General features: G+C 59.8%; 20 protein-coding genes (1 of these 20 cut by a window edge). 8 read left to right on the top strand and 12 right to left on the bottom strand.

Features of this window, described 5'->3' with window-relative positions:
• The first annotated feature begins 250 nt into the window (after positions 1 to 250).
• Positions 251 to 1,669, top strand: coding sequence for a 3-isopropylmalate dehydratase large subunit (leuC, locus tag F8N44_RS23000; RefSeq protein ID WP_150651914.1), 1,419 nt, complete (start codon positions 251 to 253; stop codon positions 1,667 to 1,669).
• Positions 1,666 to 2,280, top strand: coding sequence for a 3-isopropylmalate dehydratase small subunit (leuD, locus tag F8N44_RS22995; RefSeq protein WP_150651913.1), 615 nt, complete (start codon positions 1,666 to 1,668; stop codon positions 2,278 to 2,280). Before leuC ends, leuD begins: the two co-directional genes overlap by 4 nt.
• A 126-nt stretch (positions 2,281 to 2,406) precedes the next feature.
• Here leuD and F8N44_RS22990 read toward each other — a convergent pair whose 3' ends face one another.
• From F8N44_RS22990 to soxR, 4 genes are all read right to left on the bottom strand, one after another.
• Entirely contained in the window at positions 2,407 to 3,357 is a 951-nt protein-coding gene (locus tag F8N44_RS22990; protein ID WP_150651912.1) for a LysR substrate-binding domain-containing protein, read from the bottom strand.
• Between the two features lie 24 nt (positions 3,358 to 3,381).
• Complete coding sequence (locus tag F8N44_RS22985) at positions 3,382 to 4,257, bottom strand: alpha/beta fold hydrolase (RefSeq protein WP_150651911.1); 876 nt, start codon at positions 4,255 to 4,257, stop codon at positions 3,382 to 3,384.
• Positions 4,258 to 4,505: 248 nt separating this feature from the next.
• The gene (locus tag F8N44_RS22980; protein WP_150651910.1) at positions 4,506 to 4,964 is read right to left on the bottom strand and encodes a VOC family protein; all 459 of its coding nucleotides are present in this window, start codon (positions 4,962 to 4,964) and stop codon (positions 4,506 to 4,508) included.
• Positions 4,965 to 5,068: 104 nt separating this feature from the next.
• Positions 5,069 to 5,521 (bottom strand): redox-sensitive transcriptional activator SoxR, encoded by a 453-nt coding sequence (gene soxR / locus F8N44_RS22975; RefSeq protein ID WP_150651909.1) that lies wholly within the window; start codon positions 5,519 to 5,521, stop codon positions 5,069 to 5,071.
• A gap of 93 nt (positions 5,522 to 5,614) precedes the next feature.
• On the opposite strand from soxR, the gene F8N44_RS22970 reads away from it, so the two are divergent.
• Complete coding sequence (locus tag F8N44_RS22970) at positions 5,615 to 5,968, top strand: antibiotic biosynthesis monooxygenase (RefSeq protein ID WP_150651908.1); 354 nt, start codon at positions 5,615 to 5,617, stop codon at positions 5,966 to 5,968.
• On the opposite strand, the gene F8N44_RS22965 is transcribed toward F8N44_RS22970, so the two are convergent.
• From F8N44_RS22965 to msuE, 4 genes are all read right to left on the bottom strand, one after another.
• Positions 5,965 to 7,065, bottom strand: coding sequence for a sigma-54 interaction domain-containing protein (locus tag F8N44_RS22965; protein ID WP_150651907.1), 1,101 nt, complete (start codon positions 7,063 to 7,065; stop codon positions 5,965 to 5,967). The two genes, F8N44_RS22970 and F8N44_RS22965, sit on opposite strands and share 4 nt — an antisense overlap.
• 36 nt (positions 7,066 to 7,101) lie before the next feature.
• Complete coding sequence (locus F8N44_RS22960; protein ID WP_099756809.1) at positions 7,102 to 8,289, bottom strand: acyl-CoA dehydrogenase family protein; 1,188 nt, start codon at positions 8,287 to 8,289, stop codon at positions 7,102 to 7,104.
• Positions 8,290 to 8,422: 133 nt separating this feature from the next.
• Complete coding sequence (gene ssuD, locus F8N44_RS22955; protein ID WP_150651906.1) at positions 8,423 to 9,568, bottom strand: FMNH2-dependent alkanesulfonate monooxygenase; 1,146 nt, start codon at positions 9,566 to 9,568, stop codon at positions 8,423 to 8,425.
• Positions 9,569 to 9,578: 10 nt separating this feature from the next.
• The gene (gene msuE / locus F8N44_RS22950) at positions 9,579 to 10,142 is read right to left on the bottom strand and encodes an FMN reductase (RefSeq protein WP_038364098.1); all 564 of its coding nucleotides are present in this window, start codon (positions 10,140 to 10,142) and stop codon (positions 9,579 to 9,581) included.
• Positions 10,143 to 10,532: 390 nt separating this feature from the next.
• Here msuE and F8N44_RS22945 point away from each other — a divergent pair, with 390 nt between their 5' ends.
• The 4 genes from F8N44_RS22945 (at position 10,533) to F8N44_RS22930 (ending at position 14,743) form a co-directional block, all read left to right on the top strand.
• Positions 10,533 to 10,790, top strand: coding sequence for a hypothetical protein (locus tag F8N44_RS22945; RefSeq protein ID WP_150651905.1), 258 nt, complete (start codon positions 10,533 to 10,535; stop codon positions 10,788 to 10,790).
• Between the two features lie 101 nt (positions 10,791 to 10,891).
• A complete protein-coding gene (locus F8N44_RS22940) occupies positions 10,892 to 11,506 on the top strand; it encodes a LysE family translocator (protein WP_150651904.1) in 615 nt (204 codons plus the stop codon).
• 205 nt (positions 11,507 to 11,711) lie between these two features.
• Positions 11,712 to 12,878, top strand: a complete 1,167-nt coding sequence (locus F8N44_RS22935; RefSeq protein ID WP_150651903.1) for an aminotransferase class V-fold PLP-dependent enzyme — start codon at positions 11,712 to 11,714, stop codon at positions 12,876 to 12,878.
• 56 nt (positions 12,879 to 12,934) lie between these two features.
• Positions 12,935 to 14,743 carry an aminopeptidase P family protein gene (locus F8N44_RS22930; RefSeq protein WP_150651902.1) on the top strand — a complete coding sequence of 603 codons (1,809 nt, stop codon included), beginning with the start codon at positions 12,935 to 12,937 and terminating at the stop codon, positions 14,741 to 14,743.
• A 43-nt stretch (positions 14,744 to 14,786) separates the two neighbouring features.
• Here F8N44_RS22930 and F8N44_RS22925 read toward each other — a convergent pair whose 3' ends face one another.
• Positions 14,787 to 15,383, bottom strand: coding sequence for a 2-hydroxychromene-2-carboxylate isomerase (locus F8N44_RS22925; protein ID WP_150651901.1), 597 nt, complete (start codon positions 15,381 to 15,383; stop codon positions 14,787 to 14,789).
• 37 nt (positions 15,384 to 15,420) lie between these two features.
• Entirely contained in the window at positions 15,421 to 16,149 is a 729-nt protein-coding gene (locus F8N44_RS22920) for an SDR family oxidoreductase (RefSeq protein ID WP_150651900.1), read from the bottom strand.
• Positions 16,150 to 16,240: 91 nt separating this feature from the next.
• On the opposite strand from F8N44_RS22920, the gene F8N44_RS22915 reads away from it, so the two are divergent.
• Entirely contained in the window at positions 16,241 to 16,804 is a 564-nt protein-coding gene (locus F8N44_RS22915) for a TetR/AcrR family transcriptional regulator (RefSeq protein ID WP_150651899.1), read from the top strand.
• A gap of 1 nt (position 16,805) precedes the next feature.
• Here F8N44_RS22915 and F8N44_RS22910 read toward each other — a convergent pair whose 3' ends face one another.
• Both F8N44_RS22910 and rhtA read right to left on the bottom strand, forming a co-directional pair.
• Positions 16,806 to 17,087 (bottom strand): hypothetical protein, encoded by a 282-nt coding sequence (locus F8N44_RS22910; RefSeq protein WP_007917561.1) that lies wholly within the window; start codon positions 17,085 to 17,087, stop codon positions 16,806 to 16,808.
• Between the two features lie 168 nt (positions 17,088 to 17,255).
• Positions 17,256 to 17,864: the 3' portion of a threonine/homoserine exporter RhtA gene (gene rhtA, locus F8N44_RS22905; protein WP_150651898.1), read on the bottom strand. 279 nt of this gene lie beyond the right edge of the window; the window shows 609 of its 888 coding nt (coding positions 280-888); its start codon lies off the right edge, out of view — the gene reads right to left on this strand; it ends in the stop codon at positions 17,256 to 17,258.

Genomic DNA, 17,864 nt, shown 5'->3' with positions numbered 1-17,864 from the left:
AAATGTTTCCCAATTCCCCGATCACCACAAATCCCCTTGTGGGAGCGAGCTTGCTCGCGAAGGCGGACGGCCAGTTGCAACTAATGTGACTGACACACCGCTTTCGCGAGCAAGCTCGCTCCCACAGGGTTTTGCTGCGTGCATGGGATCAAACACGATTCATGATTCCCGCCATCACTGTCAGGCAATTGATGGCCGCTGCGCGCTGCCTATGATGGAAATCATGACGAATGCCTGAGTGAGCGCCTTGATGACCGCCAGAACCCTCTACGACAAACACATCGATTCGCACACCGTGTGCCGCCTCGACGACCAGGGCCACGTTCTGTTGTACATCGATCGCCAAGTGATCAACGAGTACACCAGCCCGCAGGCCTTCAGCGGTTTGCGCGCGGCCGGGCGCGATGTATGGCGGCCGGGCACGGCGCTGGCGGTGGTCGATCACGTCAACCCGACCACGCCTGTGCGCGTCGCGGCAATGCCCGATGCGGGTGGCGCGCGGCAAGTGTCGTATCTGGCGCAGAACTGTCGGGACTTTGGCATCGAGTTACTGGACATTCTCGACAAGCGTCAGGGCATCGAACATGTGATCGCCCCCGAGCAGGGTTTCATTCTGCCCGGCATGGTGATTGCCGCTGGCGACAGCCACACCACCACCTATGGCGCGCTCGGCGCCTTCGGTTTTGGCATCGGCACGTCCGAGATCGAACATCTGCTGGCTTCACAGACGCTGGTCTACAAACGTCTGAAAAGCCTGCGCGTGACCGTCGACGGCGACCTGGCACCGGGCCTGACGTCGAAAGACGTGATCATGGCCCTGATCGGCCGCATCGGCGCTTCCGGGGCCAGCGGTTACGCCATTGAATTCTGCGGCTCGACCATCGATGCCTTGAGCGTTGAAGCGCGCATGACCATCTGCAACATGGCGGTCGAGGCCGGCGCGCGGGGCGCATTCATGGCGCCGGATGAAAAGGTCTTCGCCTATCTCAAGGGTAAGCCCCGCGCGCCGGAAGGTGCGCTTTGGGAGCGGGGAGTGGAGAAGTGGCGCGAACTGCGCAGTGATCCGGGCGCGGTGTTTGACCGCGAGATTCACCTCGATGCCAGCGTGCTGGAGCCGATGGTCACCTGGGGCACCAGCCCCGATCAGGCCGCCGCGATCGGCGCAAGGGTGCCGGATCCGCAAGCGGTCAGCGATCCGATCCTGCGTCAGGACATGCGTCGTGCCCTCAACTACATGGGGCTCGAAGCGGGCATGGCGCTCAGCGACATCGTTATCAGCCATGCCTTTATCGGCTCGTGCACCAACGCGCGGATCGAAGACCTGCGTGATGCCGCCAGCGTCGTGCGCGGTCAGCAGGTGGCCGGGCATGTACGGGCGATGATTGTTCCCGGTTCCAGTGAAGTTCGCGCGCAGGCCGAGGCCGAAGGGCTGGCGCAGATCTTTATCGACGCCGGTTTCGAATGGCGGCAGTCCGGCTGCTCGATGTGCCTGGCGATGAACGACGATGTCCTCGCGCCCGGCGACCGCTGCGCATCCAGCACCAATCGCAATTTCGAAGGCCGTCAGGGCGCCGGCGCCCGCACTCATCTGATGAGCCCGGCCATGGTCGCCGCCGCTGCAATCAACGGGCGACTCACCGATATCCGCCACTTTGGAGAACGCCCATGAGCCTGCAACCCTTCACGCAAGTCAGCGGTCAGGCCGCGCCGTTACTGGCGGCCAATGTCGACACAGACGTGATCATGCCCAAGCAGTTCCTCAAAGGCATTGATCGCCAGGGACTCGATCGCGGCTTGTTTTTCGATCTGCGTTTTCTGCGCGATGGCAGCCCAGCCCCCGATTTCGTGTTGAACAAACCGGCGTGGCAGGGCGCAAGTTTTCTGCTGGTCGGGCCGAATTTTGGCTGCGGTTCCAGCCGCGAACACGCGGTCTGGGGTTTGCAGCAGATGGGCATTCGCGCCTTGATCGGCAGCAGTTTCGCCGGGATCTTCTACGACAATTGCCAGCGTAACGGGGTGTTGTTGATCACCCTGCAAGAGGCGCAGGTACAGCGGGTCGGACAGCTTGTCGGTCAGGCTGAAACGGCGCGAATCAGTATTGATCTGGAGGCGCAGCGGATTGGCCTGGCGGATGGCAGCGTGATCGACTTTCAGATCGATACCCTGCGCAAGACTGCGTTGCTCCTCGGTCTGGACGCTATCGGCAGTACCTTGCAACGCCGCGAACAGATCAAAGCCTTCGAACGGCAACACCTGGCCAACAACCCTTGGCTTTGCTGACACACCACTGATCCCCTGTGGGAGCGAGCCTGCTCGCGAAAGCGGTCGTTCAGTCGAGATCAATGTTGACTGACTGGACGCATTCGCGGGCAGGCTCGCTCCCACATTTGATATCGGGTATTTCAACTAAAGGGAAAGCCCTTTGAAATGCCCCTGAAGAAACTCCACGCACGCGCGCAACTTCCCGGAATGCGCCAGCCGTGTTGGGTACACCGCCCAGACGTTGGCGCTCTGGCTGTAATCGTCCAGCACCTGCACCAAGCGTCCTTGCTCCAGCAGTGGCTTCACATCCCACAATGACCGCAACAACACCCCACGCCCATCCAGCGCCCACTGCAAAACAATCTCGCCGTTGTTGGACGACAACGGCCCGCTGACCCGCACACTCTCTTGTCCGCCATCGCGATCCAGATTCCAGATACCAAAGGCGTTGTCGCGCTCCTTGATCACCAGACAATCGTGCTGTTGCAGTTCGTCCAGCGTCTGCGGCGTGCCTCGACGTTGCAGATAACCGGGGGCGGCACACAACACGCGCCGGTTACTGACCAGACGCCGACCGATGTGCTGGCCGGGAATATCATCGCCGACACGGATCTCCAGATCGAAGCCTTCATTGATGATGTCCACCACCCGGTCAAACAGGTCGAGGCGAATCTCCAGTTCTGGATAACGTGCCGCCAGCAACGACACCGCTGGCGCGACGTGATTGCGACCGAAACCGAAGCTGCTGCAAAGGTGCAAACGCCCACGCGGGCTGTCGTGGGCGTCGCAGAGTTCGTCGTGCAGTTGCTGGAAATCATCGAGAATGCGCAACGCCCAACGTTGCACGCGTTCGCCGTCCTCGGTCAGCGAGACGCGCCGGCTGGTGCGGTGCAACAGGCGAGTGCCGAGGGTGGTTTCGAGAATCTGGATGCGTTTGCTGACGTAGGCCGGTGACAGGCCCAACTCATCGGCTGCGGCGGCAAAGCCGTTTTTGCGGATCACGGTGAGCAGCACGCGCAGGTCTTCAGGCAGGGGCACGATGTCTTTCTTCTGGGGCATGTCAAAACGCACACTGGCGGCAGAAGCCGCCAGCATAGCACTGGCATCCGGCGGCTCGGCTCAGCGCAAAAAGGCCAGTGCTTCGGCAAGCAACAGTTCGGGGACTTCTTCGGCAATGTAATGGCCGGCGGGCAGTGCCTGGCCGCTGACGTTGGTCGCCACTTGCTGCCATTCCTTGAGCGGATCGAAGCAGCGCCCGACCGTGCCTTCGGCGCCCCACAACACGCGCAGCGGCAGATTCAGATGATTTCCGGCAGCGATGTCGGCGCGGTCGTGCGCAAGATCGATGCCGGCGCTGGCGCGATAGTCTTCGCAGATGCCACGGGCGCTGCAGGGTTGTCGCAAGCAGCGCAGGTATTCGCCAAAAGCTTCATCGGTAAACGGTTTGAGTCCGGCGCTGCGACTGCCCATCACGCTGCGCAGATAACTTTCGGGATCGGCTTCGAGCAAGGTTTCCGGCAGTGGCGCCGGGCGGATCAAAAAGAACCAGTGCCAATACGCACGGGCGAAAGCTTCGTTGGTCTGTGCGTACATCGACAGGGTCGGCGCGATGTCCAGCAGCATCATGCGCTGCACGGCGGCGCGGTGGTCGAGGGCCAGACGATGGGCAACTCGTGCGCCACGGTCGTGGGCGAGGATCGAAAACTGCTCGAAGCCCAGCGACTGCATCAGCTCGACATTGTCGCGGGCCATTTCGCGTTTCGAGTAATTAACGTGCAACTCATCCGCAGCCGGGCGACTGCTGTCACCGTAACCGCGCAGGTCGGTGGCAACCACGGTGAAGTGTTCGGCCAGTTGTTCGGCAATCTTGTGCCAGATCACGTGGGTCTGCGGGTGCCCGTGCAACAGCAGCAGGCCCGGCCCGCTGCCGCCGACGCGGTAGGCAATGTCGACGCCGTTGACGTGGCGCTGCTCTTTGCGGAATCCGGCAAACATCGGGCTGATCCTTTTTCAGGGTTCTGGTTGGCTGCATCCTGAAATCGTCCGGCGTTTGCGGCAAGGGGCAAAGCGTGGTCGGCCGGTTCATGAAGTGTGTTGATGAGGCTCGGGTTGCCAGTGCCGGCCCCTTCGCGAGCAAGCTCGCTCCCACAGTAATTTCCGGTATGACGATTATCTATGCCACCCAACGAAACCCTGTGGGAGCGAGCTTGCTCGCGAAAGGGCCAGCCCAGACAACCAAGAAGCTAGCCTTGGCTGAACATCTCCATCGCCCGCTGCTTGATCTGCTCTTCAGTCAGATCCTCCTTGCGCGAGGCCAGAAACCACAGATGCCCATACGGATCCTTCAATGTTCCGCTGCGATCACCGTAAAACTGATCCTTGACCTCGGACACCGAGGTCGCCCCGGCATCCAGCGCCCGTTGGAATGACTTGTCGACATCGGTTACATACAGATGCAAACCAACTGACACTGCTTGATCCGGATTGCTCAGTGGCCCCTGATCGCACGGCGAACCGAGCATGATCGCGCTGTCGCCAATGCGCAGTTCGGCATGGCCGATGCCGCCGTCGGGCATGTCCAGGCGCATGACTTCGGTGGCGCCGAAGGCTTTTTTATAGAAGTCGATGGCCTCGGCGGCTTTATGGATGCCGAGATACGGGGTGATGCTGTGATACCCCTCGGGAATGGGTTTGACGCTCATGACGTTCTCCCTGATTTTTTGTTCTATGAGAAGTGGCTCCACCGGATTTGTGGAAAATTCACTATAGAACTGTCCTCGCCCTGCAGATTTTTGCCCGACGAGCGTCAGTCTTCGGGAAAGTGCGGCCCCGGTCCCTGTTCACCGAGCACATCACCCTGATTGCGCAGCGGGCAGGCCTCCATCGACAAACAGCCACAACCGATGCAGCCATTGAGCCGATCGCGCAGTAGCGTCAATTGCTCGATTCGCTGATCCAGCTCCCGGCGCCATTGCTGCGAGAGGATTTTCCAGTCGGCCGCGCTGGGCGCACGATCATCCGGGAGAATTTTCAGTGCTTCGCCAATCTCCGCCAGCGGAATCCCCAGCCGCTGCGCGACTTTGATCAACGCCACGCGGCGCAGTACTTCGCGCGGATAGCGCCGCTGATTGCCGGCATTGCGCTGGCTCTTGATCAAGCCTTTGGATTCATAAAAGTGCAGGGCGGTGACGGCGACGCCACTGCGTTCTGCGACTTCACCGACGGTGAGCTGCTTGTGCACGGTGTCCTTGGTGATCATTGCAAAAATGCTCTTGACCTTGACTTAACTAGAGGTTTTACCCTGCAGGCCTTCGAGTCGCAAGGCTCGGCTTACGATGAGTGGGGGCTTTCCATGAACAACCGCAGTTTCACCCAATTGATCGAATTCGAAATCGAACCACGTCAGCAACCGGCCTTGGTCACTGCGTTATCGATGCAGACCGAACGTCTGGCTCAGCGTTATGCAGGTTTTGTCAGCGCCAGTGTGCAGGCCAGCGATGACGGCCGGCGCGTGTTGGGTTTTCTGCAATGGCAGACCCGCGAGGCGGGGGAGGCGGCCTTTCGCAGCTTCGAGAGTGGCGAGCAGGATTTCTGGCAACTGATTCACACCCATCAGGCGAAAACCATCACCTTCAATTCGTTCCAGGTGCTGAGCAGCATCGCCCGCAGTCACGACGATGCGCTGCACTGCCACCTGGTCGGCTAGATCGATAACTGGATCAAACGCTCACCTTTCAGGTTTTCCGTGAGGCGCCGCTTGTTCACTGCCAGTTCGCCGATCTTGATCAGTCGCGTGCGGGTAACGTTGCGGCTCAGCCCGAGCAACGCAGCGGTGTGCACCTGGTTGTAATGGCAAAAGCGATACGCCGCGCGCAACAAGGCGTCCTCCACTTTTTCGTGCAAAGCACCGGCTTGTTGTGCAAACAGTTTTTGAAAGGCCTGTTCCAGCAATGCCTCCGGTGAATCGTCGGTGCCGGCATGATCGTCGGGTCGCTCGATACGCAGGTTCGACAGGCGCAGATCGTCGCGCTCGATCACGCCATTGCGGCAGATCAACAGGGTGTGGTGGATGACGTTTTCCAGCTCGCGAATATTGCCCGGCCAACTGTAAGCGCGCAGCTTGTGCTCGGCGCCGGGGCTGATACTCACGCGTCCATAACCGAGGCGCTGACTGTAGGCTTCGATGAAATGTCGAGTCAGCGGCAGGATATCGCCGGGACGCTCGCGCAACGGACTCAATTCCAGATTGACCACATTGAGGCGGTAATACAGATCCTCGCGGAAATTACCGGCGTTGATGGCTTTTTCCAGCTGCACGTTGGTCGCCGCCAGCACTCGTACATCAATAGGAATGCTTTTGCGCGAGCCCAGTCGGACCACTTCGCGTTCCTGCAACACCCGCAGCAACTTGACCTGAATCGCCATCGGCAGATCGCCGATCTCATCAAGAAACAACGTGCCGCCATCCGCTTCCTCGAACCATCCAGCCTTGGCGCTCAGCGCGCCGGTGAACGCGCCTTTTTCATGACCGAACAATTCCGCTTCCACCAGCGATTCGGAAAACGCCCCGCAATTGACCGCGATAAACGGCCGATGACGACGGTTGCTGAGGTTATGAATATGCCGCGCCACCAGCTCTTTGCCGGTACCGGTCTCGCCGATGATCAGCACACTCGCTTCACTCGGCGCGACCTGTTGCAAATGCGCGAGCAAGGCCTGGGACTTCGGGTCTTCGAAGACCTGCGCGGTGGCGCGGATCGACGTGGCGAGCGCGGGGGAGGGCGGTAGGGTCAGCAGTTGCATGGGCTCGTCCTTTTTTTTAGTTCAAATGCAGGCAGGTCAGGAATAGAAGGTCGGCACCGGTAGCGACTGATTCAGCGCCCAGTCGCCCAACTCATGGAGTTTGTAGTCCAGCGGGTCGTGCAGGGTTTGCGTGCGCAGGTTGCGCCAGTGACGGTCGAGGCGCAGGGAGGCGTGGGTCGAACGCGCGCCGGTCACTTCGAACAAACGGCTGCAAATTTCCAGGCCTTGGCGGCTGGCGGCAACTTTCGCGGTGGCAATCGCTGTCGCGACTTGGCCGCGCTCTTCGGCGCTGAGATTCGCGCCTTTGGCCCAGGCCTCATCGAGCAACGCCGCCGCGCGTTCGACCAACAGGCGAATGCCTTCCAGCGCCACCCAGAACTCGCCGTAATGCGCGAGCACGTAGGGATCTTCGCGCACATCGCGCGCCGTGGATTTGTGCCAGAGGCGGGTTTCGCTGAGGGTGTATTGCCGGGCCTCTTCGAAAGCGCCTTCGGCAATCCCGAGAAACATATGCGTGAACGTCAGCTGCGCGATTAGCGGTCGCAAGCAGGCGAACGGCGTGCTCAGCGGGCCGGGATCGAGCAGCAATTCCGATTCTTCGACGCGCACCCGTTCAAACGTGGCGCTGCCGCTGTCGGTCTGACGTTGGCCGATGTTGTTCCAGTCATTGTGCAGGGTGATGCCACTGCGGCCGCTGGGAATCGCCGCGATCAGTAACTTGCCGCCAGCGCTTTCATCCACCGCCGAGGCGATCAGCATTTGTGAGTCGCTGGCGCCGGAGCAGAAACTCTTCTTACCGGAAAACTCGCGCCAGCCACCGAGATCCTTGACCACGGTGCGAGTGTCGAGCGGATTGAGCGCATTGCCCCAGAACCAGTTCTGCCGTGCGGTCTGTTCGAACCACGGCTGCCATTGTTCCGGCCGGGAAAACAGGCGCACGGTGGCGAGCATCAAGTGATGAAAGCCGAAAACGTGAGCGATCGAGCTGTCGACCTTGGCGAATTCGCGAACGACCTGCAGGGTTTCACTCCAGCTCGCGCCGAGGCCGCCGTAGCGGGTGGGAATGCTCAGGGCCAGCAAGCCGCTGTCGCGCAGGGCATCGCGCTCGACCTTCGGCGTGCCGCCACGCTCGTCACGCTCGACGGCGGTCAGGGCAAACTCGGCAGCCAGTTGGCGGGCGGTCTGCAACGGGGATAACAAAGTACTTTGCGGTTTGGCGGTCACACCAACACTCCTGAATTCAAACTGCCCATGTAGGAGCTGCCGCAGGCTGCGATCTTTTGATGTTGTTTTTAAGATCAAAAGATCGTCCGATCGCGGCCCGAGCCTGCGGCAGCTCCTACACAAGAGATCCGGTTTACGCCGAGGCTTTTGTGGGCAACACATCATTGGCAATCATTTCGCCAAACGGCCCGGTCAGATTGGTCACGCCACGCCCGGCGAGACTGGCGTAAGGCTCAGGCAGCAACGGGAACACCAACTCGGCAAAGCGGTAAGCCTCTTCCAGATGCGGATAACCGGAGAAGATGAAACTCTCGATGCCCAGATCCGCGTATTCCTTGATCCGCGCCGCCACTTGCTGCGGATCGCCAACCAGCGCCGTCCCGGCACCGCCGCGCACCAAACCGACACCGGCCCACAGGTTCGGGGCAATTTCGAGGTTATCGCGACGACCATCGTGCAGTGCCGCCATGCGTCGCTGACCCTCTGAGTCGAAACGCGAGAAGGACTTTTGCGCCGCTTCAATGGTCTCGTCGCTGATGTGTTCGATCAGTTTGTCCGCGGCTTTCCAGGCTTCTTCGGCGGTCTCGCGCACGATCACATGCAGGCGGATGCCGAACTTCACCTTGCGCCCATGCCGTGCGGCACGTTCGCGCACGTCGGCGAGTTTTTCCGCGACAGCGGCCGGAGGCTCGCCACAGGTCAGGTAGACATCGACTTGTTCGGCGGCCAGATCATGCGCGGCATCGGAAGAGCCGCCGAAGTACAGCGGTGGATAAGGTTTCTGCACCGGCGGATACAGTGCTTTGGCGTTTTGCACCTTCAAATGCTTGCCGTCGAAATCCACCGCCTCGCCCTGCAACACGCGGCGCCAGATCTTCAGGAATTCATCGGTGACTTCATAGCGCTCGGCGTGACTGAGAAAACTCCCGTCGCCACGGTTCTCGTCCGGATCGCCGCCGGTCACCACGTTGATCAGCAAACGCCCGTTGGACAGGCGATCAAGGGTTGCGGCCATCCGCGCCGAGACCGTCGGCGAAATGATCCCCGGACGAATCGCCACCAGATAACGCAGGCGTTCGGTCAACGGCACCAGTGCCGAGGCGATCACCCACGAGTCTTCGCAGGAACGCCCGGTGGGAATCAACACGCCGTGGTAACCGAGACTGTCGGCGGCCTGCGCTACTTGTTTCAAATAATTGAGAGTGACCGGGCGCGCCCCTTGGGTGGTGCCCAGATAGTGGCCATCACCGTGGGTCGGCAGGAACCAGAAAACATCCATGAACGGCTCCTCAGGCGATTTTCAGCAAGGGTTTGATTTGCGTGGCGAACAGCGGCGCGGCGCGTTCGGCGGCCAGGCGGATACGCGCCTTCAGCAGTTCGCTGGTGATCTGGTAATCGGCGAAGTCGGCTTCGGTGGCGTACACGCCGATTGGCAACGTCATGGCCTGAAAGAAGCTGAACAGCGGGCGCAACTGGTGATCGAGCACCAGCGCATGACGTTCGCTACCGCCGGTTGCGGCGAGCAGCACCGGCGTGTCGATCAGGGCGTTGAGGTCGATCAGGTCGAACAGATGCTTGAGCAGACCCGGGTAGGAACCGCGATAAACCGGCGCGGCAACGATCAACAGATCGGCCTGTTCAATGGCCTGCAACTCGGCTTCAACCTCGGCACTGAGTTCCTGACGCGACAGGGCGCTGCCGAGCGGACGGGCGATATCACCGAGTTCGATCAAATGGCTTTCGATGGTCAGGTGCCCGGCCAGTTCGGCGAGCAAGGCTTGGGTCAGCACCAAAGTGCGGGACGGACGCCAGGTGCCGCCGGAGAGGGCGACGACTTTCAGGGGACGCGACATGATCAGTTCCTTTTTTCAACAGTTGCTCAGCGAGCAGTGAGTGAGTCACCAGGCTTGAGCAAGCGCTGTACCAATTCCTGCAAGCCCCGGTTAACAAGGCGTTGAGCGTTAGCGTGGCGGTCGCCCTTGTGAGTAGCGAGGCGCTTTGTTGAATCGGTGTTGGCTGAGCAACAGTTGCTGGAGCAACAGTGCTCAGCGCTTGAATGAAGTTATAAAGGCAGTTTGTTATTCCGTAAAAGAACGTTAATCTATATTTATAGATCGTTCGGAGATATAAGCCGACCTGTGTCGATTTCCTGATAGCCACTATTGAGAGCGTTGATTTCTGCACGAGCGCACCCGGGCGTAGCCTTTGTTCATCGACTCCCCATTGCTCGCCAGGACGCTCCCATGAATCGTTTACTGACTGTTTCCCTGTTACTCGCTTTCTCCGTACTCGCCGGTTGTGCCGGACATGTTTCGCCGGAGCTGCGCCCTTACACCGATGAAGAGTCCCGCGAATTAGCGATGGAAGCGCTTAATCGCAGCGGCCTGTCCTTCGACGAATACCACGCGAAAAAAGCGCAATTGCTCGGTCAGACCCAGTTCGACAAAAAAGCTGAAATGAGTGCCGAACGTGCCGTACAGCTGCACGGTCGTCCTAGCTGAAAGCAAACTGTACTGCTCGAAGTTTTACCCAACTGTCCGTGGGCTTGCCGGGCGGCGTGGGATAGGGTCAACACCTGAATGACCCTGATGGATTGCCTGCCATGACCCTCTCGCTTGACCTGCTGTTGGGCTTTGCCCTGTTTGCCCTTGTCACCTCGATTACGCCGGGGCCGAACAACACCATGTTGCTGGCATCGGGGGTGAATTTCGGCTTTAACCGCACCATCCCGCATATGCTCGGAATTACCTGTGGCTTCTTCGTTCTGGTCGTGGCCGTGGGCTTTGGCCTCGGCGCGGTGTTTCAGACTTATCCGATTCTCTATACAGTTCTGCGCTACGTCGGCGCGGCGTATCTGCTGTATCTGGCGTGGAAAATCGCTCACTCGGGGCCGGTCGGTGACAGCGCCGCAGGCGAAGCGAAGCCGATCAGCTACCTTGGCGCCGCTGCGTTTCAGTGGGTCAATCCCAAGGCGTGGATCATGGCCATCGGTGCCATCAGCACCTACACGCCGATGCAGGGTTATTTCACTAATGTCGTGGTGATTGCTGCGGTGTTCGCCATCATCAACCTGCCGAGCGTCGGCGTCTGGGCGGCCTGCGGTACGTTGTTGCGCAATGTGCTGAAGGATCCGCGCTGGTTGCGCGTGTTCAACTGGGGCATGGCCGCATTGCTGGTGATTTCGCTGTACCCGTTACTTCTCGAAAGCTTTAGCTGACGCATCGCTTCAACCGCAGGCCGGATGCCTGTTAAGCTCGACTTCAGGAGCGTTCCTACGCACTTTTAAATGAAGTTGTTCTTCTTTAACGGCATCCGATCAGGTATTGATGACGCTCTCGAACCGACGCGCAGCTCACAAGGCTGCGCCGTACCGTTTGCAGACACGAGCCTCCTGATCCCGGAACACGCTCTGCGAGTCTTTTATGAACACACGTCCGTTGTATTTCGATTACGCCGCCACCACCCCGGTTGACGAGCGGGTCATCCAGGTGATGATCGAGTGTCTGGGGTTTCACGGTAACTTTGGCAACCCGGCTTCCAGCTCCCATGCGTTTGGCCAGCAGGCCCGGCAGACGGTCGAGCAGGCCCGCCGGCAAGTCGCCGAACTGGTCGGCGCGCAAGCTCAGCAGATTGTCTGGACCTCCGGTGCCACCGAGTCCAATAACCTTGCCCTTAAAGGTGTGGCCCAGGCGCGCGGCGTGTCCGGCGGCCACATCATCACCAGCCAGATCGAACACAAAGCCATCCTCGATACCGCCCGCCAATTGCAGGACGCCGGCATCGCCGTGACCTATCTGGTGCCGGACGCCGATGGCCTGATCACGCCGCAAGCAGTCAGTGAAGCCATGCGTGAAGACACCTTTCTGGTGTCGCTGATGCTGGTCAACAACGAGTTGGGCACCGTCAATGATGTTCAAGCGATTGGCGAAGTGGTGCGCAGTCGAGAAGCGTTGTTCCACGTCGATGCAGCACAGGGGGCCGGTAAAGTGGCCATCGATCTGGGGCAATGGCCGGTGGATCTGATGTCGTTTTCGGCGCACAAACTTTACGGCCCCAAAGGCATCGGCGCGTTGTACGTCGGCCCGCGGGCGCAGCAACGGTTGCAGGCGCAGATTCACGGCGGCGGTCACGAAGGTGGTTTGCGCTCCGGAACCTTGGCGACGCACCAGATTGCCGGGATGGGCGCAGCATTTGCCTTGGCCGCCGAGGCGTTCGATGCCGAGAAAAAAACCATCGTCGCACTGCGCGAACGCTTGCTCGAACAACTGCTGAGTTTGCCGGGCGTACGCTTGAACGGTTGCGCCACTCAACGTATTCCGCACACCTTGAGCCTGACCTTCAGCGAAGGCGAATTCAACAGCGCGGCGTTGAGTCATTCGATCGCGTTTTCCGCGACCTCGGCCTGCAATTCGGCGAGTAACGCGCCGTCCCACGTGCTATTGGCGTTGGGACATGACGCGCATCTGGCCGGTCGCACCATTCGCTTGAGCCTCGGCCGCTTCACCACCGCCGAAGATGTCGACAAGGCCGTTCAACTGATCAAGACCGCCTGCGCCAGTGCTCCGGCATTCTGGGCGACAGGGCTTTAAACGAGCCGACCTCACGGCTACGAACAATAACGATGAAGTGATTAGCAGGAGACATGATGAGTACCCAGACCTCGACCGAAGGATCGGTGCCCCAGCGCCTGGCGCACACCCGCGAATTGATGCGCCGCGAAGGCATTCACGCACTGTTGGTGCCGTCCGCCGACCCGCATTTGTCGGAATATCTGCCGGGTTACTGGCAGGGCCGGCAATGGTTGTCGGGGTTCCATGGTTCGGTCGGGACGTTGATCGTTACCGCTGATTTCGCCGGCGTCTGGGCCGACAGTCGTTATTGGGAGCAAGCGAGCAAGGAGCTCAAAGGCAGCGGCATCGAACTGGTCAAACTGCAACCGGGTCAGCCGAGCCCGCTGGACTGGCTGGCCGAGCAGACACCTGAAGGTGGTGTGGTCGCGGTCGACGGCGCGGTGATGGCCGTGGCATCGGCGCGTACGCTGAGCAGCAAGCTGGAAGCACGCGGCGCGCGTCTGCGTAACGACATCGATCTGCTGCAGGAAGTCTGGCGCGATCGCCCGAGCCTGCCGAATGCACCGATCTATCAGCATCTGCCGCCGCAAGCGACCGTCAGCCGTGGCGAGAAACTCGCCAAACTGCGCGAAACCTTGCAAGAGCGCGGGGCGGACTGGCATTTCATCGCCACTCTCGACGACATTGCCTGGCTGTTCAACCTGCGTGGCGGCGATGTGTCGTTCAATCCGGTGTTTGTTTCGTTTGCGTTGATCAATCAACAGCAAGCCACATTGTTTGTGGCGCTGAGCAAGGTTGATGCTCAATTGCGCGCCGTGCTGGAACAGGATGGCGTGACGCTGCGCGATTACAGCGAAGTCGCCGAAGCCCTGCGTGCCGTGCCGAGTGGCGCGAGCCTGCTGGTCGACCCGGCCCGGGTGACCAGTGGTCTGCTGGATAACCTCGACAGCGGCGTGAAATTGGTTGAAGGCTTGAACCCGACTACGTTGGCCAAATCGCAGAAAAGCGAAGCCGACGCCCGGCACATCCGCAAAGCGATGGAGCAGGACGGCGCGGCACTGTGCGAGTTTTTCGCCTGGCTGGAATCGGCCTGGGGTCGCGAGCGCATTACCGAATTGACCATCGACGAGAAGCTCACCGCTGCTCGTGAACGTCGCCCGAATTATGTCTCGCTTAGTTTCAACACCATTGCGGCGTTTAACGCCAATGGCGCCATGCCGCATTACCACGCCACCGAAGAAGAGCATGCGGTGATCGAGGGTGACGGCTTGCTGCTGATCGACTCGGGTGGTCAATACCTGGGCGGCACCACGGATATCACGCGGATGGTGCCGGTCGGCACGCCGACTGAAGAGCAGAAACGCGATTGCACGCGTGTGTTGAAGGGCGTGATTGCCCTGTCGCGCGCGCAGTTCCCGAAAGGCATTCTCTCGCCGCTGCTGGACGCCATTGCCCGTGCGCCAATCTGGGCCGAAAGCGTGGATTACGGTCACGGTACTGGTCACGGCGTTGGCTACTTCCTCAACGTCCATGAAGGTCCGCAGGTGATCGCTTATCAGGCCGCGCCTGCACCGCAGACGGCCATGCAGCCGGGGATGATTACTTCCATCGAGCCGGGCACCTATCGTCCGGGTCGTTGGGGCGTGCGTATCGAGAACCTGGCGATGAACCGCGAGGCGGGTAGCAGCGAATTCGGTGAATTCCTCAAGTTCGAAACCTTGACACTGTGCCCGATCGACACGCGTTGCCTGCTGCCAGCGCTGCTGTCGGAGGAAGAGAAGCAGTGGTTCAACGACTATCACGCACAAGTGCGTGAGCGCTTGAGTCCATTGCTTGAGGGTGCCGCGCTGGAATGGCTGAATACCCGCACTGCCGCCATCTGATCGGTTGCAATCCAGGCTCTGTTATCAGCGCCTGGATGATTGCTTAGCCTTGGCGCAAGGTTTGCTCAACGAAGTCGAGCCGATCTTGGCCGAAGAACAGTTGATTGCCGATGAACATGCTCGGCGCACCGAACACGCCGCGTTTAACTGCGGTCTCGGTGTTGTCCTTGAGTACGGCTTTGACGGACTCGTCGTTAGTCAGTGCCAGCACTTCAAGCGGATCGAAGCCGTGTTCACTCAGCACGGCAGCGACTGTCTCGGGTTCGTCCAGGCTGCGTCCTTCAACCCATAGCGCCGTGAACAGACAATCGATAAACGCCTGAAAGCGTTCTGGCTGACGCAACTGGATGCCAGTGACCGCACGCATCAACATCAGTGTGTTGATCGGGAAATGCGGATTGAATGTCAGCGGCGCCCCGTAGCGTTTCGCGTAGCGGTCCAGATCCTCAAACATATACCGACCCTTCGCCGGAATCATCGCCGGCGATGCATTGCCGGTTGCCTTGAAGACGCCACCGAGCAGCATCGGGATGTAGATCAGTTCACTGTTCGTTTCGGCGCAAATCTTCGGTAACTGGGTGTAGGCCAGATAGGTGGCAGGGCTGCCGAGGTCGAAATAGAACTCCACGGTTTTGGTCATTAGGGCTTCTCTCTCTCTTTATTGTTATGGCGTGGGCTTACCAGCGTTCGTTCCACGGGCGCAGATCCAGCTCGAACGTCCAGGCATCCCGTGGCTGACTGTGCAGATACCAGTAGTTCTCGGCAATGTGCTCGGGGTTGAGGATGCCGTCCTGATCCTTGGTCGCGTACTTCTCGGGGAAGCTGTTACGGATGAAGTCGGTGTCGATCGCGCCATCCACAACCACATGGGCAACATGGATGTTCATCGGCCCCATTTCCCGCGCCATGCTTTGCGCCAGTGCGCGGATGCCGTGCTTGGCGCCGGCGAATGCGGCGAATCCGGAAGCGCCGCGAAGTCCGGCGGTGGCTCCGGTGAAGAGAATCGTGCCGCGCTGGCGAGTGACCATGCGTTTGGCTACTTCACGAGCATTGAGGAAGCCCGAGAAGCAGGCCATCTCCCAGATCTTGAAATACTTGCGCGCGGTTTCTTCAAGAATGCTGCACGGCACGTTGGCGCCGATATTGAACACAAAGGCTTCGATCGGACCGAGGCGGGTTTCGATGTCTTCAATCAAGGCGATGACGTCTTCTTCCTTGCGCGCATCGCAGGCAAAGCCATGGGCTTCGCCGCCTTCAGCCTTGATTGCATCCACCAGTGGCTGCAATTTGTCGGCGCTGCGCCGGGTGACGCAGGCGATGAACCCTTCTTTGGCAAAACGCTTGGCAATTGCACCGCCCGTGGCATCGCCAGCGCCGACAACCAATACGACCTTCTTGTTGTTCATGGGTGAATCCCTTTATTAAACGATCGTTAAGTGAACGAACGTTATGCTAGGATCCAGGCAACGTCAAGGCAGTCGATTCGAGGGCAAATACATGCGTTACTCCGCCAGTCACAAATTGGAGACCCGGGAAAAGCTCTTGCAGAGCAGCGCGCTTTCAGCGAAGCGATCGGGTTTTTCCACGGTAGGCGTCGATGGTCTGATGAAGGCTATCGGGTTGAGTGGGGCGGCGTTCTACAGTCACTTCTCGTCCAAAGATGCGCTGTTCACTGCTATCGTCGAGCGAGAGTTGGGTCAAAGCCTTGAGCGGTTGGGGGGAGAGGGGGCGCAGGATCGTGAACGACTGGAGCGTTGTCTCAAACACTATCTGAGCATGGCCCACGTCGAACAACCTGAGGCCGGTTGCGCGTTACCGGCATTGGGCGCAGAAATCGCCCGTTCGGATGTCCAGGTGCGCGAACAGGCCGAGCGGTGGATTTGTCGCCTCCAGGAGCGTTGGGCACAGATACTGGAAAGCGAGACTCTGGCTTGGTCGGTGCTGTCGCAATGCGTCGGAGCATTGGTGGTGGCGCGCATGTTGGCCACGCCGGACGTTCAGCAAGCGGTGCTGAAGTCCAGCCATGAAGAGATCGGCCGGCAGATTGCCGGGCAGCGCTGATCTATTTACAGATAACGATCATGCTGCGACTGGTGTAGCCCGCAGGATTGAGACCGAACGGGTAATCGCCGGGTTCTTCCACGGCATCACCGGACTTGGCGATGACCTTGTAGCCTTTCGGCAAACAGGCATTGGCGGCACTGGCGTAGCACTTGTCCCAGGAGGACGATAGCCCGGAGCAGTTGATGTGCAGCCCTTTTTTTCCGCGTTTTACCTGAGTTTCCGAAGTCGCCGCACAACCCGCAACAGCCAGTATGGCGATCAGTATCAAAATTCGTTTCATTACCGTCCTTATAGCGGCCACGAGTCTAATGCTCGGGTTTGCCTGTGTTCGCGTGCGCTCTAAGCTTTTTGAAATCCCTGTCCGAAAAAATCCATGTCTGGCATTGGGTTACGGGTCTAAACATGGCCTAAATGCGCGCCAATTGCCAGACCTTCGTAAAAACCTCTTTCAATCAGCCGCGATGGCGGGTTTCGCAGCGCTGCCCATGGTCATGGTTGCGCCGACGGACGCCAGAATAATGCACAGGATCGCCATCCATTGTGACAGCGTGAGGAATTCATGCAGAAACAGAAGGCCCGATAACGCTCCGAAGGCTGGTTCGATACTCATCAATGTACCAAAGGTGCGTGCTGGCATGCGGGTCAGGGCGACCATCTCCAGGGTGTAGGGCAGGGCGGTGGACAGGATGGCGACACCAATGGCAATCGGGATCAGCGAGGGGGTCAAAAGGGCTGCACCAGCATGCACGATGCCGATAGGAGCGACGAACAACGCCGCGATCATGACGCCCAACGCTGCAGTCGTAATTCCGTTATCGGCGCCGGCCTTCTGGCCGAACAGAATATATAGCGCCCAGCAGACACCCGCTCCCAGCGCATACCCGGCGCCCACCAGGTCGATTCCAGCACTGGTCGCGCCTGTTGGAATCAGCAACATCAAGCCGATGGCGGCCAAGGCGATCCAGAGAAAGTCGATGGCACGCCGGGAAGCATAGATGGCGACGGCCAGTGGCCCGGTAAATTCGAGCGCGACGGCAATACCCAGCGGAACCGTGCG

It is taken from the genome of Pseudomonas fluorescens (assembly GCF_902497745.1).
Classification (GTDB): domain Bacteria; phylum Pseudomonadota; class Gammaproteobacteria; order Pseudomonadales; family Pseudomonadaceae; genus Aquipseudomonas; species Aquipseudomonas fluorescens_BM.
The sequence above is the reverse complement of the archived record's forward strand: the minus strand, read 5'-3'. Positions and strand labels throughout refer to the sequence as shown.

Coding starts and splice junctions, on each gene's coding strand:
- F8N44_RS22915 (WP_150651899.1), top strand. CDS start 16,241: ATGCGTTACTCCGCCAGTCACAAATTGGAGACCCGGGAAAAGCTCTTG.
- F8N44_RS22945 (WP_150651905.1), top strand. CDS start 10,533: ATGAATCGTTTACTGACTGTTTCCCTGTTACTCGCTTTCTCCGTACTC.
- leuC (WP_150651914.1), top strand. CDS start 251: ATGACCGCCAGAACCCTCTACGACAAACACATCGATTCGCACACCGTG.
- leuD (WP_150651913.1), top strand. CDS start 1,666: ATGAGCCTGCAACCCTTCACGCAAGTCAGCGGTCAGGCCGCGCCGTTA.
- soxR (WP_150651909.1), bottom strand. CDS start 5,521: ATGATCACCAAGGACACCGTGCACAAGCAGCTCACCGTCGGTGAAGTC.
- F8N44_RS22985 (WP_150651911.1), bottom strand. CDS start 4,257: ATGTTTGCCGGATTCCGCAAAGAGCAGCGCCACGTCAACGGCGTCGAC.
- F8N44_RS22965 (WP_150651907.1), bottom strand. CDS start 7,065: ATGCAACTGCTGACCCTACCGCCCTCCCCCGCGCTCGCCACGTCGATC.
- F8N44_RS22920 (WP_150651900.1), bottom strand. CDS start 16,149: ATGAACAACAAGAAGGTCGTATTGGTTGTCGGCGCTGGCGATGCCACG.
- F8N44_RS22940 (WP_150651904.1), top strand. CDS start 10,892: ATGACCCTCTCGCTTGACCTGCTGTTGGGCTTTGCCCTGTTTGCCCTT.
- ssuD (WP_150651906.1), bottom strand. CDS start 9,568: ATGGATGTTTTCTGGTTCCTGCCGACCCACGGTGATGGCCACTATCTG.
- F8N44_RS22970 (WP_150651908.1), top strand. CDS start 5,615: ATGAACAACCGCAGTTTCACCCAATTGATCGAATTCGAAATCGAACCA.
- F8N44_RS22980 (WP_150651910.1), bottom strand. CDS start 4,964: ATGAGCGTCAAACCCATTCCCGAGGGGTATCACAGCATCACCCCGTAT.
- msuE (WP_038364098.1), bottom strand. CDS start 10,142: ATGTCGCGTCCCCTGAAAGTCGTCGCCCTCTCCGGCGGCACCTGGCGT.
- F8N44_RS22925 (WP_150651901.1), bottom strand. CDS start 15,383: ATGACCAAAACCGTGGAGTTCTATTTCGACCTCGGCAGCCCTGCCACC.
- F8N44_RS22935 (WP_150651903.1), top strand. CDS start 11,712: ATGAACACACGTCCGTTGTATTTCGATTACGCCGCCACCACCCCGGTT.
- F8N44_RS22930 (WP_150651902.1), top strand. CDS start 12,935: ATGAGTACCCAGACCTCGACCGAAGGATCGGTGCCCCAGCGCCTGGCG.
- F8N44_RS22990 (WP_150651912.1), bottom strand. CDS start 3,357: ATGCTGGCGGCTTCTGCCGCCAGTGTGCGTTTTGACATGCCCCAGAAG.
- F8N44_RS22910 (WP_007917561.1), bottom strand. CDS start 17,087: ATGAAACGAATTTTGATACTGATCGCCATACTGGCTGTTGCGGGTTGT.